General features: G+C 59.3%; 12 protein-coding genes. 4 read left to right on the plus strand and 8 right to left on the minus strand.

Annotated elements, in window-relative coordinates; genetic code table 11:
• Nucleotides 1-31 precede the first annotated feature (31 nt).
• From WA225_RS05385 to motA, 7 genes are all read right to left on the minus strand, one after another.
• A complete protein-coding gene (locus WA225_RS05385) occupies nucleotides 32-982 on the minus strand; it encodes a hypothetical protein (protein WP_422607139.1) in 951 nt (316 codons plus the stop codon).
• A complete protein-coding gene (locus tag WA225_RS05390; protein WP_422607140.1) occupies nucleotides 973-3,666 on the minus strand; it encodes a toxin VasX in 2,694 nt (897 codons plus the stop codon). The genes WA225_RS05385 and WA225_RS05390 overlap by 10 nt, the downstream gene beginning before the upstream one ends.
• Nucleotides 3,663-4,229 carry a DUF4123 domain-containing protein gene (locus WA225_RS05395; protein WP_422607141.1) on the minus strand — a complete coding sequence of 189 codons (567 nt, stop codon included), beginning with the start codon at nucleotides 4,227-4,229 and terminating at the stop codon, nucleotides 3,663-3,665. Before WA225_RS05395 ends, WA225_RS05390 begins: the two co-directional genes overlap by 4 nt.
• On the minus strand, nucleotides 4,226-6,244 hold the full coding sequence (gene tssI / locus WA225_RS05400) for a type VI secretion system tip protein TssI/VgrG (protein ID WP_422607142.1): 2,019 nt from the start codon (nucleotides 6,242-6,244) through the stop codon (nucleotides 4,226-4,228). Before tssI ends, WA225_RS05395 begins: the two co-directional genes overlap by 4 nt.
• Before the next feature lie 213 nt (nucleotides 6,245-6,457).
• Entirely contained in the window at nucleotides 6,458-7,591 is a 1,134-nt protein-coding gene (locus tag WA225_RS05405) for a sterol desaturase family protein (protein WP_422607143.1), read from the minus strand.
• 91 nt (nucleotides 7,592-7,682) lie between these two features.
• Nucleotides 7,683-8,759 carry a flagellar motor protein MotB gene (gene motB, locus WA225_RS05410; RefSeq protein ID WP_422607144.1) on the minus strand — a complete coding sequence of 359 codons (1,077 nt, stop codon included), beginning with the start codon at nucleotides 8,757-8,759 and terminating at the stop codon, nucleotides 7,683-7,685.
• A 3-nt stretch (nucleotides 8,760-8,762) separates the two neighbouring features.
• Nucleotides 8,763-9,614: a flagellar motor stator protein MotA gene (gene motA, locus WA225_RS05415; protein ID WP_007952169.1), complete on the minus strand. Its 852-nt coding sequence runs from the start codon at nucleotides 9,612-9,614 to the stop codon at nucleotides 8,763-8,765.
• A gap of 166 nt (nucleotides 9,615-9,780) precedes the next feature.
• Here motA and WA225_RS05420 point away from each other — a divergent pair, with 166 nt between their 5' ends.
• From WA225_RS05420 to asd, 3 genes are read left to right on the plus strand one after another with little or no spacing between them, the layout of a single operon-like run.
• Nucleotides 9,781-11,319, plus strand: a complete 1,539-nt coding sequence (locus WA225_RS05420) for an HDOD domain-containing protein (protein WP_422607145.1) — start codon at nucleotides 9,781-9,783, stop codon at nucleotides 11,317-11,319.
• 42 nt (nucleotides 11,320-11,361) lie between these two features.
• Nucleotides 11,362-12,177 carry a thiosulfate sulfurtransferase gene (rhdA, locus tag WA225_RS05425; protein ID WP_422607146.1) on the plus strand — a complete coding sequence of 272 codons (816 nt, stop codon included), beginning with the start codon at nucleotides 11,362-11,364 and terminating at the stop codon, nucleotides 12,175-12,177.
• A gap of 18 nt (nucleotides 12,178-12,195) precedes the next feature.
• Nucleotides 12,196-13,056, plus strand: a complete 861-nt coding sequence (asd, locus tag WA225_RS05430) for an archaetidylserine decarboxylase (protein WP_422607147.1) — start codon at nucleotides 12,196-12,198, stop codon at nucleotides 13,054-13,056.
• 68 nt (nucleotides 13,057-13,124) lie between these two features.
• Here the strand turns inward: asd and WA225_RS05435 are convergent, their stop codons facing one another.
• Nucleotides 13,125-13,526 carry a lectin OAA gene (locus WA225_RS05435; protein ID WP_422607148.1) on the minus strand — a complete coding sequence of 134 codons (402 nt, stop codon included), beginning with the start codon at nucleotides 13,524-13,526 and terminating at the stop codon, nucleotides 13,125-13,127.
• Between the two features lie 220 nt (nucleotides 13,527-13,746).
• Here WA225_RS05435 and WA225_RS05440 point away from each other — a divergent pair, with 220 nt between their 5' ends.
• On the plus strand, nucleotides 13,747-15,498 hold the full coding sequence (locus tag WA225_RS05440) for a molecular chaperone (RefSeq protein WP_422607149.1): 1,752 nt from the start codon (nucleotides 13,747-13,749) through the stop codon (nucleotides 15,496-15,498).
• Nucleotides 15,499-15,540: the final 42 nt, after the last annotated feature.

Here is a 15,540-nt window from a genome sequence, read left to right on the forward strand (position 1 = left end):
CTACCAACCGTAAGCTTCCCTTGCTTCCCGACTATTCAGTCAGTATTTCCTGCAATTCCAAATCCGCTAGCCGTGTGGTTGGCCCGCTGGCTTTCAGCCGCTCAGTGACCACTTTTGGCCACAGATTTCGGGAACGGCGCTTAGCAACGCTGTAGGTAAATTCTTTAATCCGATCGGTGGGATAGAGCATGGGCTCGAAGATCAGTTTCGCCATATCGCTGCCGCTTAAATAATTCTTTCCCCCAGCGTCTTTTCTGGCTTGTCTGATGTCTGCCAGTGTTTGTTTGAAGCTGTCGCTCATTTTAAATCGGGCCGCGAGTTGGCTTTTTACAAAAACATCAGACTCACTGTGATTACCGTGTTCATCAAAGTAAGGGCCGTTGTTCATGTAGGAGCGGATGTACTCCCAAAAGCCTTTTTGCATCTCCAGGTTTTTACCGAAGGGTGACCCAAGGCTGACCATCAGGGCCATTTGCGGTTCTTCAAATTTCCACATCCGGATTTCCAGCGAAGCGCTTTGCATAGCACCGATATGAGTGCCGACGAGTTGGAACTCGCTAGCTACAGCTGAGATGTCATCCCATGGTGCGTGGAATAGGTCACCGTCATGATCGAAATAGACTTCGCGGGTACGGCGATTAAACAGAATGGGGAGCGGAAGCGGGCGCAGGGTTTCCCATAGGAAAGGAACCAAAAAAAGTGGAACGCATATAGAAAGCATGATGAAGATCCCTTCTAAATCACCACTCTGTATAAGGCTAATAAGTCCGAGCCCTAATCCAGTAACTGCCCCCATTCCACCAAACACCCCCGTCCACAGACCTCGATCCGAGTCGCCTCCTGATTGCAGCGCCAGGTAATACTCAGTGTGTTCATCGGTAATGAACAACTCCATTGGCTGCTCGCCCGTGGATTTATTGGCTTCAAGGATTACGGTGGATGAAGCACTGCCTTTTGGCTGATCCAGTTTGTTCATATCCATGCTCGTTCCATGATGGTGACCGCTGGCAACGTCAGTCCTTCTTGCGGGGAATAAACCAACTCGCCCTCGATTCGCATCAAGTCCCGCACGCCGTCCTCATGGTACACACGGCGATACGGAGTCGTGCCCTGTGATACAGGAATGCGGCTGCCGATATGCAGAGCAAAGTCGTTACCCGTCCATTCGACCTTTTTGGTTTTCTCTGGATGGTAACCAAGGGTATCGCCCCAGACTTCGATGCCCTTGAAATGAATCATTCCTTCAGTCAGCGATACATTTTCCCCGGGCAGTTTCAGCATCAGGTACGTGGATGTGACTTGCCCTTGATATGGGTTCATTTCCGACAGCCGCTGAGCTTCAAAACTGATGGGGAAGAGAATCGGATACAACTTGTCCATGGACTGGGCATAGCTGCTCGACCAGGTCTCGTCCGGGCGGATGCCAAAACGACTGTGTTTTACCCACTGCTCCAAGGGCGTGTCTGTTGTGTAGAGTCGGGCCACGACACCTGCGACCACTACTACAGTAAAGCCAAGTATTTTTATGGCGATATGCGGTGCAACATTCATCCCCGCTGCAATGGCTGACATCTCGCCGGCCAACACGGCCGCTTGGGCGGCACGGTAAATTCGGAAAAGCTGTACATGGAGCACAACGTTTGCCACCTCGGCACCGATAATTGTCAGATTCGCCACCATGGTGTCGAAATCGCCTTTTTGGTAAGCCTCAAAGGCTTCTATTCCGTAGAAAATGACGTCAAAAGCGAGTACGGCAACTTGAAATCCAGAAGCAATGGCTGCACGCCCCAACGCGTTGACCAAAAGCAGACGAGACGAAATTGAGGTGCTACCACTCTGTCGAACTGCCGAAGCCCAATTGACTTCAGCGACTCGCTGAACGATGGCAGCACCTGCCGCCGCCACCCCGAATCCTGCCCCGATTGCAACGAGGCCATTTTTGATCGTTTTTTTGTCGAGAAACGTACTTCCCGTCCAAACAAAATTCCCCCCCGCCACCAACGTCACCAAAACCTTCACCGGCGCCTTACTCAACGCCCCCTTCAAATCAAACACACCACTCAACTCACCCCCCGCCGCCAGATTCACCGGCAACGGCGCCAACTGGGTACTGGCCGGCACCAGATGCATGAACGGAATCCCCGCCGACACGCCACTGGCCAGCGACGCAACATTCAGAGGCGCGGGCAGTGTCTGCCGAGTGCCCATCAAGTCGCTGTACCACTCACCCAATTGACGCGACGTAACAGCCAACGTCTGAATGCGCTGATCGCTGCGGGCCAATGCTGCCGCCATGTACAGGCGCCCGGCGTTGCTGGCGGCATTGTCGGCCTGATGCAGTTGCAGCGCGGCGACGGGGGCGAGAGACAAGAACAATGCTTCAAGACTGGCCGCCGGATTGTGTTGCTTGAGCTTGTCGGCGGCTTTGTTCAGCCCTTCGGCATGGGCAAAGGCTCTGGCCAGTTTGTCGGCGCTCTCTTGAACAGCCGCGTTGTTGTCGCGCGTTAGATCGCCGAAGTCCACGATGTATTTGATTTCGCCAATGCTCAGCCGCGACGGTAACCCGAGTAACGCCCAGAGCAGCCATGGCTTGCCGGCCTTGTCACCGTCCAGGTGGCGGGTGATGGCCTCAGCGCCAATGCTAGTGCTCGCCGGCCCGAGGCAGGCTTCGGCGAAATGCAGCTCGAAGGCTTCTCGGGCAATCGCCTGGGTAATGTCGAAGTGGCCGCAAGCCGTGTCCATGCTCGACGGGCCGGTCGCTTGCAGGGTGTTGAACCATGCCACCCAGAGTTGAGCCAGATGCCGAACATCAGCGGTATATCGCTCGTTTTGTGCCTCTTGATCCTTCCATGTCCGCTGGAGTTCGTCGTAGCGAGTAATGGACGGCAGTTGCGCATTCAACTGACGGTCGCTTTCGCTCAGGGACTTGAGAACACCGGCTATCGCCCATTCTTCGGCGTGATGCTCCTGATAGCTGTCGAACGCGGTTTTGCGAACACGGATCAGCGCAGCGAGATCGAACAGCACGCCCCACGGATCATCGATAACTGCAAAGGTCTGTTGCTCGCATGCCTTCATCTGTCGCTGCATTTTCAACCAGTCAGGCGCGTGCTCCGTTTCAGGCTGAGCGCTCCAGCCGTACCGTGTTGCATCGGCGTATTCGCCGATCTGTTTGCCGACGGTTTCGACCGGGCCGCTGAACGGTGCCACGCCCGGGACAAGACTGCGCATGATGCGCTTACGCACGGCGGCGTCGGTTTTGGCTGCAACGAATTGCGGCTCGCTCCAGCGCACGGGCGACCACACCAATGCGGCAGGATCACCGGCCCGCAACAGTAGATGCGGTTTGACCCGCGTATCTATCACTTTGCCCGCGCGCGGGGTTTGGGTGAGCAATGCCTTTTCGACTTGATACTCCACCAGTTGGGCTGGCTTGCTTTCCCAGACGTAAAGCCAGCCGTCACGCAACAAACGGGCGGTGTAGTTGAGTGGATGCTCAGTCAGGTCAGGATGGCGCGGCCCAAGCTCGGGGAATTGCCCAGTCAGCGCAGGCAAACCATGAGCATCGGTGGCAACAGAGGCCGTCGGGCCAATTGCGTAACGCAATGGCAAAACGGCGGCGAACAGCGGGCAAGTGCCAAAGCGATTCTTGTGGCCGGCGCTCATGGGTTTGTCTCCGGATTGGCCGGCAGACTGAGCGCCAGCAGCAGTGACTCAGACAGGGTTATTTGCGCGACCAGAGCTTTTTCCTCTGGTGCTGAATCGTATTCCGGATGCTGGTTTTCCCAGGCGCAGACAGGTCTGTTTCCGTGCCTCAGCCAGACACTGTCGACACCAAACCAGAAGCCTTTCGGCCATTGCGCACTTGCCATCCAAGCGCGGGTCAGCGCCGGGCCGTCGGCCAGACGCAACCAGAATTCTTGTTGTTGCTCGTCAACGATCCGTAAGCGGCGCTGCAAAATCGACAGCAACTGCTGGGTGGTTTTAGACGTTGCCAGCCATACGCCGTGTTGCAGATCCGCGCCGCTCCACCACGCGGTATGGGTCGAACTGCCGATTGAGGCGTTAAGCAAAAACGGTCCGCAAGCGCTGATTGGCTCGTAAGCGGTGCGGTTGAACAGCGACTGCGGATGGTCTGGACCGTAGTGCTCGTGAAGCCAACCCGTGCCGTCCTTATATTGAGATCCGTCGATCAGGAGCAATCCTTTGTTCGGACTTTCTGACCTCATGCTTCAGCCCTCTCGGCGACATTGCATACAGGACAAATGCCGGTATCCGCCTCACGAAAGACGATGGCTTGTTTGAGCAGGGCCTCCATTGGGATGGATTCAACGACAACATCCTCGGCTGCTGCCGCCAACGCCGTCTGCGCCGGCACACCGGCCACTGGCGCGCCACCCTCGACGATGGCGACACTGCTGAAGATCCCGCCCGAATTGATCACGATGTGATGCCCACCCGCCGTCAGCGTCAGGCTCGTGCCGGCGTCGATCACCACTTGGCTAGCCGTAACGCGTGCATGCAGGCCAGCCTGAATCACCAGCGTTCCATCCGCTGTGGTGCTGCTGTTACCACTGATGCTGAGCACGTCGTCGGTGCCGATGACGGTGTTACGCATACCCTCAGTGGTGTGCCGTTCATCAGCCTTGATCAGGCTGGTGCTGTGGTTGTCGACCTGTTCGATGCGGTCATGACGTATCAGGCTTTGGCTGTCATTGAGGATAAGTTGCTCGAAATCACGTTCGGCGCGCAGGTAGATTTTTTCCTGGCCGGCACGGTCCTCGATCATCAGTTCGTTGTAGCCGCCGGTGTGCGGCGAACTTTGGCTGCGCAGCACAGTTCTGGTCTTGTGCTCGGGCAAGGCGTAGGGCGGGGACTTGACCTTGTTGGGCACGCAACCGGTGATCAATGGCTTGTCCGGATCACCTTCGAGAAAGGTCACCACGACTTCCATGCCGATGCGTGGAATCGTCACTGAACCGAAGCCTTCTCCGGCCCAACTCGAGGACACCCGAATCCAGCAACTGCTACGTTCACTGTTGTGTTCAGCGCGGTCCCAATTGAACTCGCACTTAATGCGGCCGAACTCATCGCAATCCGTTTCTTCATGGACCGGCCCGGTGACGCGGGCGGTCTGGCTGACCAACGGCCGGCGAAGTGCGGGCAACGGTGGGCGAAACACCACCTCAGCGGGAATCACCCTGAAGGTGTTGCGATAACCCTGAGTGAAACCGTCGGCGGCTTTGACGTCGCTGGTGACTGACTCTTCCAGCACCTGTGGTTGCCGGCCGTCGTGGAATACGCTGAGCAAGAGCCATAAGTCATTGCAGCTTTTGCGCGGGTGTTCGGTCAGTTCGAAGAGATGGCCGCAACGCAGGTTCGCTTGATCGCTATGACCTTCGCCCAATTCATAGTCGCTGCGATGGCGTTCCAGCGCCTGTCGGGCCAACTGCTTGCCGCGCTTTTCGTTCTCGATCAACAGCGGGTAGCGATAATCCTCCAGCGCCGGCGTGAACTCGGCGGTGAAGTGGCTTTCGAGCAACAAGCTCGGACGTTTGAGGTCATAGTCGCGGCGGGTGACGGTGCTGGTGCGGGTGCTGGTTCGCACACTGAAGCGGCTGACCACCGAGTGCTCGGCGACCATACCCGAGTCTTGTTGATACGGCGTGGCGCCGAGTGTGGGCAGGAACACCTGATCATCGGTGAACACCAGTAAATGGCCGTCCGCCGAATGCTGGTGATGCCAGGCGATGCCGTCCTCGGCGCACAACCTCTGGATGAATTCAAAATCTGACTCCGCGTACTGAGTGCAGTAGTCACGAGGCGGGTTCGCAGTGACATGAAAGGAGAATGCATCACCTTGAATGCCATGCTTCTTGAGCACCTGCGCGATGATCTGCGGCACCGTGCGCTGCTGGAAAATCCGCTGATCGTGGCTGAACTGTAAGTAATGCAGCGCTGGCACCAGCGTCAGGTGATAACGGGTCAGGCGCTTGCCGGCCTCACCGACCAGGACGTCTTCGATACGCCCATGAATGCCTTCGCCGTTGTGGCCAAATTGCAAAAATGCGGGCTGGCTGAGCAAACTTTCCAGATCGAAATCCGGGTGTTCGCTGACCAGTTCAATGTGAATGCCGTAGAGGGTGCTGATCGCTTCGGTGCCGCTGAAGGCCAGCACCTTGAAGTCGTGACGGATAGCAGGAATGTGCAACGCAAAATGCGCCGCATTGGCCGACCGGAACATACGCTTATCCTTAAGCAAAGAGGAAAAGAGCGCGATGTCCAAACCGTCCGTGGTTCGTGCTCGCGAAAACTGGCCAGCACGCTAACAAGGCAAAAAAAAGATAGATGTAGGGAGATTCGTCAAAGCTGGAAGGACGCTTCCGTTACAACAACCTGTCGTTCAACAGGCACAAAAAAGCCGCGTATCAAACGCGGCTTTCTTCAACTTCCAAACCTATTTCGGCTCAGGCTTGCGAAACGCATACAAATGCTGACGCACAATCCCGCCCGGCAATTCCTTGCCGAACACGCCATAACGCACCGGCCATTCTTTGGGTGGCAATTTGAACGTGCCGAACAGCATGTCCACCAGCGGCGTGTGGATTGCGTAGTTCTTGTAGATGTAATCCTTGTGCCGGGCGTGGTGCCAATGGTGGTAACGCGGCAGCACGATCAGGTAGTTCAGCCAGCCGCCATTGATTCGCACGTTGGCGTGGGCCAGTACTGCCTGTACGCCGACCAGAATCACGTAGGCGTTGAGTGCCTGAGGCGCGAAGCCCAACAACATCAGAGGTACCAGCACGCCAGTGCGGGTCAGCAGGATTTCGATGAAGTGCACGCGCGAACCGGCGAGCCAGTCCATGTGCGTGCTGGAATGATGCACGGCGTGGATGCGCCACAGCCACGGCACCACATGGTAGAGCCGGTGCAGCCAGTACTGACCGAGATCCGCAACCAGGATTGCGAGCAGGAACTGCACCAGCAACGGCAGGCTTTGTACGCTGGCCTGCACGCTCGGCGACATCGCCCAACCGGCGATGTAACTCGACGAGGCGGTGATGAAGATCAGGATGAATTGCACCAGCATGTGGCTGACGAAAAAGTAGGTCAGGTCGGTGCGCCAGTGCGGGCGCAGGATGTTTTGCTCGGGATCCTTGGAATAGAGTTTTTCCAGCGGAATGAACACGATCGCCGACACCAGCAGCGCCAGCACGAACCAGTCCAGACCGAGCGAGTACGGCGTCTGCCCGATCGCGCTGACTTGTACGTTGGTGCCCCCAAGGAACACCGCCAGGCCCGACGCAACCAGACCGGTAATCCCCAGACGCTTGCGCTTGTTGAGCAGGATATTCAAGGTGCCGAGGCTGAACGAAACCACCAGACCAAGCAATAGCGTGGTGCGCGCGAACTGCTCGTCATAGACCTTGCGCAGTTCGGCTGTGGTCAGCCACTCCGGGAAGAGAAAGCAGAACACCGCCAGCAGGCTCAGCAGCCCAAGGGTGGCCGAAATATAGCCACTGACCCGCCCTTCACCAAACTTGAAGGGTGCGTTGCCGTGCCGTTGAAAATAGGCTTTGAGTCTTTCCATTTACTGATCTTCCGTGATTGCGAAAACTGCGACTGGTCATTGCGACGCAGGCAGATACAAAAAAGCCACGGTAACCGTGGCTTTTTGTCGGTCACTGTTTCGGCGCGGGGGCCGGCACAGTGGCTGGCGGGGCAGCCGGCGCGGGCGCCGCACTCCCCGGCTCAGCCGGTTTCGGCGCAGCGTCGTCGAACAGGTTCAGGCGTTCGCGCAATTCGTGCGCCGGCACCGGTTGCTGATCGGCCGGCAGTGCATTCGGGTCGACCGGCGCTGCCGGAGCGGCGCCGTTCTGGCCTTGATCCGCCGGTTTCGCCGGATCGGCACCTTGCGAACCTTCGATCGCCGCTTGAGCCTTTTTGGTCAGCACCACAATGTCGATGCGGCGGTTGACCGGGTTGAACGGGTTTTCCTTGTCGAACAGCGCCGACGAGGCATAACCGACGACCCGCGCCACTTGCGCATCCGGATAGCTGCCGGCGATCAAGGCACGACGGGCCGCGTTGGCGCGGTTGGCCGACAGCTCCCAGTTACCGAAATCACCAGTGCCAGTGTACGGCTTGGCGTCAGTGTGACCGCTGATGCTGATCTTGTTCGGCACCGCTTTGATGGTGTCGGCCATGGCCAGCAGGATGTCTTCGAAGTACGGCTTCAGGCGTGCGGAACCTGAGTCGAACATCGGCCGGTTCTCGGCGTCCATGATCTGGATGCGCAAGCCGTTCGGCGTGATTTCGAAGAGAATCTGGTCCTTGAACTTCTGCAGTTGCGGGTTCTCGTCGACCTTGTTCTGCAGTTCTTGCAGGAGCAGTTCCAGACGCTCCTTCTCGACCTGCTCGGCCATGCCTTCAACCTGTTCGGTGTCGACCGTGACCTTGTCAGGCTGCGGCTGCGATTTCACTTCCGGGTTGAGGGTGTTTTCCGGCGCCAGGGTCGGCGTGCCGCCCAGGTCGATGATGTACGGCGTGCCGCTTTCGGAGAAGCCGACCGGGTCCTTGAAGTAACCGGCGATGGCGATCTTCTGCTCCGGTGTTGCCGTGGACAGCAGCCACAACACCAGGAAGAACGCCATCATCGCCGTGGCGAAGTCGGCGAAGGCGATTTTCCACGCCCCGCCGTGATGCCCGCCGGCTATGCGCTTGACGCGCTTGATGATAATCGGCTGATTATTTTCCATGACTTAGCGACCGCGAACGGCTTGTTCCAGCTCGGCAAAGCTTGGACGGTGGGCCGGGTACAGCACCTTGCGACCGAACTCGACCGCCAGCGACGGCGGCATGCCGGAAGCCGAAGCCACCAGCGAGGCCTTGATGGCTTCGTAGACGTTCAGCTCTTCCTTGGCATCGTGGGCCAGGGAATGCGCCAACGGGCCGAAGAAACCGTACGCCGCGAGAATACCGAAGAAGGTACCGACCAGTGCCGCACCGACGTGCAGACCGATGGACTTCTGATCGCCTTCACCCAGCGAGGCCATGGTCACCACGATACCGAGTACCGCCGCGACGATACCGAAACCGGGCATGGCGTCGGCGATGCCGTTCACCGCATGCGATGGGTGCTCAAGGTCTTCCTTCAGGCTATACAGCTCCATGTCGAACAAGCCTTCCAGCTCGTGCGGTGCCATGTTGCCGGACGACATGATGCGCAGGTAATCGCAGATGAACGCGGTCATGCGTTCGTCTTTGAGCACCGCCGGGTACTTGGCGAAGATCGGGCTCGCGGCGGCGTCTTCGATGTCGCCTTCAATAGCCATCATGCCTTCGCGGCGGCTCTTGTTGAGAATCTCGTAGATCAGGCCGAGCACTTCCAGATAGAACGTGTGGCTGAAGCGCGAACTGAACATGCTCAGGGATTTCTTGAGCACGTGCATCGTCATATAGCCGGGGTTGGCCTGGAGGAATGCACCCAGTGCCGCACCACCGATGATCATCACCTCGAAAGGCTGGATCAGGGCGGCAATCTTGCCGTGGGAGAGCACGTATCCGCCGAGCACGCTCGCGAATACGACGATGATGCCGATAATTTTAGCCATAGGTAGGAAAGTACTTACTGAGTCGGGTTCAAGGTCATATTCGGAAGTTAAAAAATCTCTTCTTCTACTTATCGGCAAAACTGCGCCAGACTATAGCCAGTTCAGGCGAAAAGCCAATTTAGCCCATGCCGGGCGCGTCTACAGTCAGTGAAGATCCCCTCCAGACATGGCTAATGAAACGAACGTCCCACACGCAAAACCGACCACCCTCGACGGCTGGGTAAAGTTGCTCGATGGCGTCCGGCTGCCCGTACCGCAAGAGTCTCACGACAAAGTGTGTCGGGCGATTCGCGACAATCGCAGTTCGTTGCGGGACATCGCCGACCTGATGCAGGACAGCCCGGCTCTGGCACTGAGCATCATCCGTGAGGCGAATCGTCACACCCACGGCACGATGGCCGCGCCGGCGGAAAACCTTGAAGTGGCGATCAACCGTCTCGGCCTGGCGCGCACGGAGGAATTGCTCGCCCGGCTGCCCGCCGAACCGCAGATGCAAATCCCCAAGGCCCTGCGCCAACTGCAAATGATCAGTCAGCACGCGACGCAACAGGCCAATGGCTTTTTCGCCAGTCGCCTGGCGCGGCTGTGGCAGGACATTCATTGGGGCAGCCTGCTGTTTCTGTCGCCGCTGTGGCCGTTGGCGCTGACCTATCCGCAATTGCTCGAAGAATGGGAATTGCGGGTTATCCACAAGGGCGAATCGGCGCGTGCGGTCGAGAAGCAGCTATTTGGTGTACGCCTGCTGAAAATCGCTGACGCGCTGGTACAAGTCTGGCACCTGCCGATCTGGGTGCAACAAGGCTATAAGTTGCTGCTCAGTGAGCAGCGCGAACTGGTGAAGGTGCTGCGTATCGCCCGCGACAGCGAGCATCCGTTGCGCCAGCAAAATCGTCTCGATGACGATCCGACCCTGCGCCGCTGGCTCAACCAGCCGGCCAACACCGTGCTGCTGGCCAACGGTCTGGCGCTGTCGGCGCAACAGGCGTGGGACAGTCCGCACAGCGAGCGCTGGCAGTACCTGACCAGCCTTTATCTGCAAATCTCGATGGACGACGTGCAACAACAGTTGCACCAGCAGGCCGCGAACAGCGCGCGTCATCATTCGATGCCGGATCTGTGGCACCCGGCCGTTTCGCTGTTGTGGCCATGGGGCACCCATCGGTTGCCGGCCGGGATGTTGCCGGCCGCCGCGCCAAGCGCTGAAGATCTGACGCAATGGCGTCGGCAATGCGCTGAACTGCTCGCCGAGCCCAGCCGCTTCACCAATGCGATGAGCCTGACCGTTGCCGCCCGCGACGCCCTGGCCGCCAGCGGCATGCGCCGGGTGATGATCCTGATGGCCGACCGCAGCCAATCCAGTCTGCGCGTGCAACAAACCTATGGTTTGCCAAAAGAAGCCGCGGCGCTGACTTTCGCTGTCAGCCAAAGTAGCGTGCTGCAACGTTTACTCGGGCAACAGGCGCAAGTGCGAATCAACCCGGACAACAACGCCCAATTCTCCGCCCTGCTGCCGCCGAGCCTGCGCACGCTGTTTCGCGGCGAGCATCTGATGCTGCGCTCACTGGTCAACAATGGCCGGGTGATCATGATCGTCGTCGCCGATCAGGGCGGCGGGCCGTTCGCCGATATCACCGTGCAGGCCTTTGGCAAAACCGCGCAGTGCATCGAAAAGGCCCTGCACAGCTTTAGCAGCCGTGGCCGATGAGGCTGCGCTACAATCCTCCCCTTTGTGCTCTGGAGACCTCACATGTCTGACTTCTCTGGCTTGCCGCTCGTCATCGAACCGAGCGACTTGCTGCCTCGGCTTGAGGCCAGCAACCTGATTCTGGTGGACCTGACCAGTGCTGCCCGCTACACCGAAGGTCATCTTCCCGGCGCACGCTTTGTCGACCCGAAACGCACCCAGCTCGGCCAGCCGCCGGCGCCGGGCCTGCTGCCGGCCAAAGCCGATCTGGAAGCCCTGTTCGGTGAACTGGGCCATCGCCAGGACGCGGTTTACGTGGTCTATGACGACGAAGGCGGCGGCTGGGCCGGCCGTTTCATCTGGCTGCTCGACGTTATCGGTCACGACAAGTACCACTATCTGGACGGTGGTCTACCGGCATGGCTGGCCGATGGCATGCCGATGTCGATTCAGGTGCCGCCCGTTGTCGGTGGGCCGCTGGCGCTGACCTTGCACGACGCGCCAACCGCCACGCGTGAATACCTGCAAAGCCGTCTCGGCGCCGCCGATCTGGCGATCTGGGATGCGCGCGGGCCACTGGAGTATTCCGGCGAGAAAGTCCTGGCGGCCAAGGCTGGCCATATCCCCGGCGCGGTCAATTTCGAATGGACCGCCGGCATGGACAAGGCCCGTCAGCTGCGTATTCGCACAGACATGCCGCAGATCCTCGAAGACCTCGGGATCACCAAGGACAAAGAAATCATTACCCACTGCCAGACCCATCACCGGTCGGGCTTCACTTATCTGGTGGCCAAGTCCCTCGGTTATCCGCGGGTCAAGGGCTACGCCGGTTCCTGGGGCGAATGGGGCAACCACCCTGACACGCCAGTCGAGATTTAAGGTTTTTAAGGACAACTAATGAAAGAGCGTCTGTTTATCCTCAGCCAGTACCTGCTGCCTCATCACCTGCTGTCGCGCCTGGCCGGCTGCATTGCCGAGTGCCGCGTGCGCTGGTTCAAGAATGCCTTCACCCAATGGTTCGCCAAGCGTTATCAAGTGGACATGTCGCAGGCGCTGGTCGAAGACCTGACCGCTTACGAGCACTTCAACGCCTTCTTCACCCGTGCCCTGAAAGACGGCGCGCGTCCGCTGGACCAGACCCCGGGCGCGATCCTCAGCCCGGCCGACGGTGCGGTCAGCCAACTCGGTCCGATCGAACACGGTCGCGTGTTCCAGGCCAAGGGCCACAGCTTCAGCGTGCTGGAACTGCTCGGCGGTGACGCGGCCAACGCAGCGCCGTTCATGGGCGGCGACTTCGCCACCATTTACCTGTCGCCGAAGGACTACCACCGCGTGCACATGCCACTGGCCGGCACCCTGCGCGAAATGGTCTACATCCCGGGCCGAATCTTCTCGGTAAATCAGACCACGGCTGAAAACGTGCCGGAGCTGTTCGCCCGCAACGAGCGCGTGGCGTGCATCTTCGACACCGAGCGCGGCCCGATGGCCGTGGTGCTGGTGGGCGCGATGATCGTCGCGTCGATCGAAACCGTGTGGGCCGGTCTGGTCACGCCGCCGAAACGCGAGCTGAAAACCTTCCGCTACGACGAAGCCGCGCGCGCGCCGATCCACCTGGAAAAAGGTGCCGAACTGGGTCGCTTCAAGCTGGGCTCGACCGCAATCGTGCTGTTCGGCCCGGATCAGGTTAAATGGGCTGAAGAACTGGTGGCCGGTTCGCCGGTGCAGATGGGCCAGGGTCTGGCGCTGCCAAACGCCTGAAATGCTGTGAGCCACTGATCCGCCCGATCGCACGTCTGCGAAAGGGCGGATACGACTCGGTGGTGCCGTTACTCTATCTGCCCACGGAAGCCGATTGGGCCTTCGTTGACATAGGTATTGGTGCCACTGAGGTTTTTCCCTCCGTCACTGGACGTGACGCTCAACGCAACAACGTTCTGATTGTCCCGGCCGCCAATCACCCACTTGCCGCCCGGATGCCATGGGGCATCGTTGCCACCCCACTGATTTTCGACGTTGTACTGGTTCTGACCGGTGCGTTGCGCTTTGAAGCCAATGGGACCCTCGCCGGCGTACGTCATGGTGCCGGTGAATGTTTTGCCGTCGTCGCCTGACTTGATGTCGATAGCGACGACATTCTGGTTGTCCCGCCCTCCCAGCACCCAGGTTCCACCCGGATGCCAAGGCGCCGAACTACCGCCCCATTGATTTGCCACTGCATATTTAGACATGAACCTCATCTCCTTGAAGTTTCGGGAGACCTGCCCGAGGTTGACGGCAGGCCGTGCAACCGTGCGTTTCCGATCGCACGCCTGAGAGACTAGTAGGGCTTGTGGAATGGCATCCGGCCAGCAGACCAGCGGTCAAAAAACCTGACGCCAGCCGACGAAACAGACCACAGCTGCTAGAGTTTCGGGCTCTGCCCCTTTCGCCGCCGGAGCCCGTCACGGCATGAGTGAGTCTCGTCCCCAAGCCTCCCTGAGCGCCCCGACCCCGACGCAAACGCGCCTGTCGTTTTGCGAAGCCAGTCCGCGTGACCTCAAGCGCTGGATCGCCGGCCTGCCCAGGGCCAACATCGGCGAAACCGCCCGCCAGTTGTACCAAGGTCTGGGCGAACTGAATCAATTACTCACCCCCAGCGACAATCGCCTGCAACTGCTCGAGTTGTTACGGCCCGAGGTGTACTTCGTCTGCCAGCATCTGGAACGGCACTTTCTGCATCAGGCGATCATGCTCGACGAACGTTCGCGCAAGATCAGCAATCTCTGTCAGGCACTGCAAAGTCATCTGGCCATCGGCTACAAACAGATCGTCCTGCGGATTGCGCCGAAGTACCGCAAGGACCGCGCAGCGCTGCTCAGCACGGCCTTGCAACGTGCCGCTCATGCGCTCAAAGGCCAACTGCTGCGTGCCACGCAGCTATACAGCTCGCCGCCGGAGCAGGTGTGGTTCGAACTGCATCAGCTGTATCGCACAGCGTGTGAGTTGCAACTGCAACAGCGGCGGGTGCACGACGATCTCGCCAGCTTCACGCCAGAATCGAGCCTGGAACAGACTTACATTGCCGCCCTGCTGCTGGGCAGCGCTCGCTGCAACCAACTGCGCCAAAACCAGATCGCCCGCCTGGCTGAAGCCCTCGAACCGTGGAGTGCCTTGCTGAAATTGCACCCCGGCCGCCCGGACGATGGCTTGTTTGCGATCAGCGCCGAACTGGATGCCGGGCCACGCTATCGCAGCATGTTTCGCCGCGAGCAACAGACCGGCCTGCTCGGCTTCGATCCGCAGCCCTTGGTGAACACCGTCGAAGCGCATTTGTTGCATCAGGACACTGCGCCGCCGCTGATCGTCCCTCCCGGGCTCACCTTCGACACGCTGCAACACTTGCACGCGACTTGGGGCCAGGCGGCCGAACGCAGCTTTCAGCGCACCGTTGGCCAGGGCAACCTGACCGTGTGCGTGGGCATGAGCGCCCTGCACTTTTATCTTGGCGGCGAGCGCAGCTTCAGTGAAATGCTCAAACATCCCGGTGCTCGTGCCGCGAACTTCAGCAACGCGGTGGCCAAAGGCGAGAAGGACAGCTGGAGTCAGGCGTTCGACGCGGCGCCACAGCAAAACGAGCAGTTTTTGCCTTACGAAGAAATCCAGTACGACCAGCTCCTCGAAGACGACAGCAGCACTGACAGCACGCCGCACTATCCGACGTATGCGCTGCCGGTGATCAACCACAGTCCCGGTGGTTACTGTCTTGGCTGGCCGACAGAAGTGCCCGGCGAAGTGCAGGCCGGGGAAATGGTCGGCATCCAGGACAGCGCCAGTCTGGGCTGGAGCATCGCCGTGATCCGCTGGATTCGGCAGGTGCGCGGCGGCGGCACGCAAATGGGCATCGAGCTGGTGGCACCGCACGCGCAGCCCTGCGGACTGCAACTGGTGCGTTCACGGGATGATCACAGCCAGTATTTGCGCGGTTTATTGCTGCCGGAGATCAGCGCGATCGATGTGCCCGCGACGCTGCTCGCGCCGCGCTTGCCGTTTCAGGAAGGCAGTAAAGTGTTGATCAATACCCACGGCGAAGAACACCGCGCCGGGCTGGATCGACGGGTGGCGAGTACGCACAGTTTCAATCAGTTTGCTTATCGCTCGCTGGAGGCCGCGCAGAATGGCGGGAGCGAGGAGGATTTCGATTCGTTGTGGAAATCGCTTTAAAGCAAAAGATCGCAGCCTTCGGCAGCTCCTACAGGAAAATGC

Origin of the sequence: Pseudomonas sp., from assembly GCF_049300855.1 — a bacterium.
Classification (GTDB): domain Bacteria; phylum Pseudomonadota; class Gammaproteobacteria; order Pseudomonadales; family Pseudomonadaceae; genus Aquipseudomonas.

What these genes read in the sequence shown, in the direction of transcription:
- WA225_RS05385 (WP_422607139.1), bottom strand. Translation starts at nt 982, where the DNA reads ATGGATATGAACAAACTGGATCAGCCAAAAGGCAGTGCTTCATCCACC.
- WA225_RS05390 (WP_422607140.1), bottom strand. Translation starts at nt 3,666, where the DNA reads ATGAGCGCCGGCCACAAGAATCGCTTTGGCACTTGCCCGCTGTTCGCC.
- WA225_RS05395 (WP_422607141.1), bottom strand. Translation starts at nt 4,229, where the DNA reads ATGAGGTCAGAAAGTCCGAACAAAGGATTGCTCCTGATCGACGGATCT.
- tssI (WP_422607142.1), bottom strand. Translation starts at nt 6,244, where the DNA reads ATGTTCCGGTCGGCCAATGCGGCGCATTTTGCGTTGCACATTCCTGCT.
- WA225_RS05405 (WP_422607143.1), bottom strand. Translation starts at nt 7,591, where the DNA reads ATGGAAAGACTCAAAGCCTATTTTCAACGGCACGGCAACGCACCCTTC.
- motB (WP_422607144.1), bottom strand. Translation starts at nt 8,759, where the DNA reads ATGGAAAATAATCAGCCGATTATCATCAAGCGCGTCAAGCGCATAGCC.
- motA (WP_007952169.1), bottom strand. Translation starts at nt 9,614, where the DNA reads ATGGCTAAAATTATCGGCATCATCGTCGTATTCGCGAGCGTGCTCGGC.
- WA225_RS05420 (WP_422607145.1), top strand. Translation starts at nt 9,781, where the DNA reads ATGGCTAATGAAACGAACGTCCCACACGCAAAACCGACCACCCTCGAC.
- rhdA (WP_422607146.1), top strand. Translation starts at nt 11,362, where the DNA reads ATGTCTGACTTCTCTGGCTTGCCGCTCGTCATCGAACCGAGCGACTTG.
- asd (WP_422607147.1), top strand. Translation starts at nt 12,196, where the DNA reads ATGAAAGAGCGTCTGTTTATCCTCAGCCAGTACCTGCTGCCTCATCAC.
- WA225_RS05435 (WP_422607148.1), bottom strand. Translation starts at nt 13,526, where the DNA reads ATGTCTAAATATGCAGTGGCAAATCAATGGGGCGGTAGTTCGGCGCCT.
- WA225_RS05440 (WP_422607149.1), top strand. Translation starts at nt 13,747, where the DNA reads ATGAGTGAGTCTCGTCCCCAAGCCTCCCTGAGCGCCCCGACCCCGACG.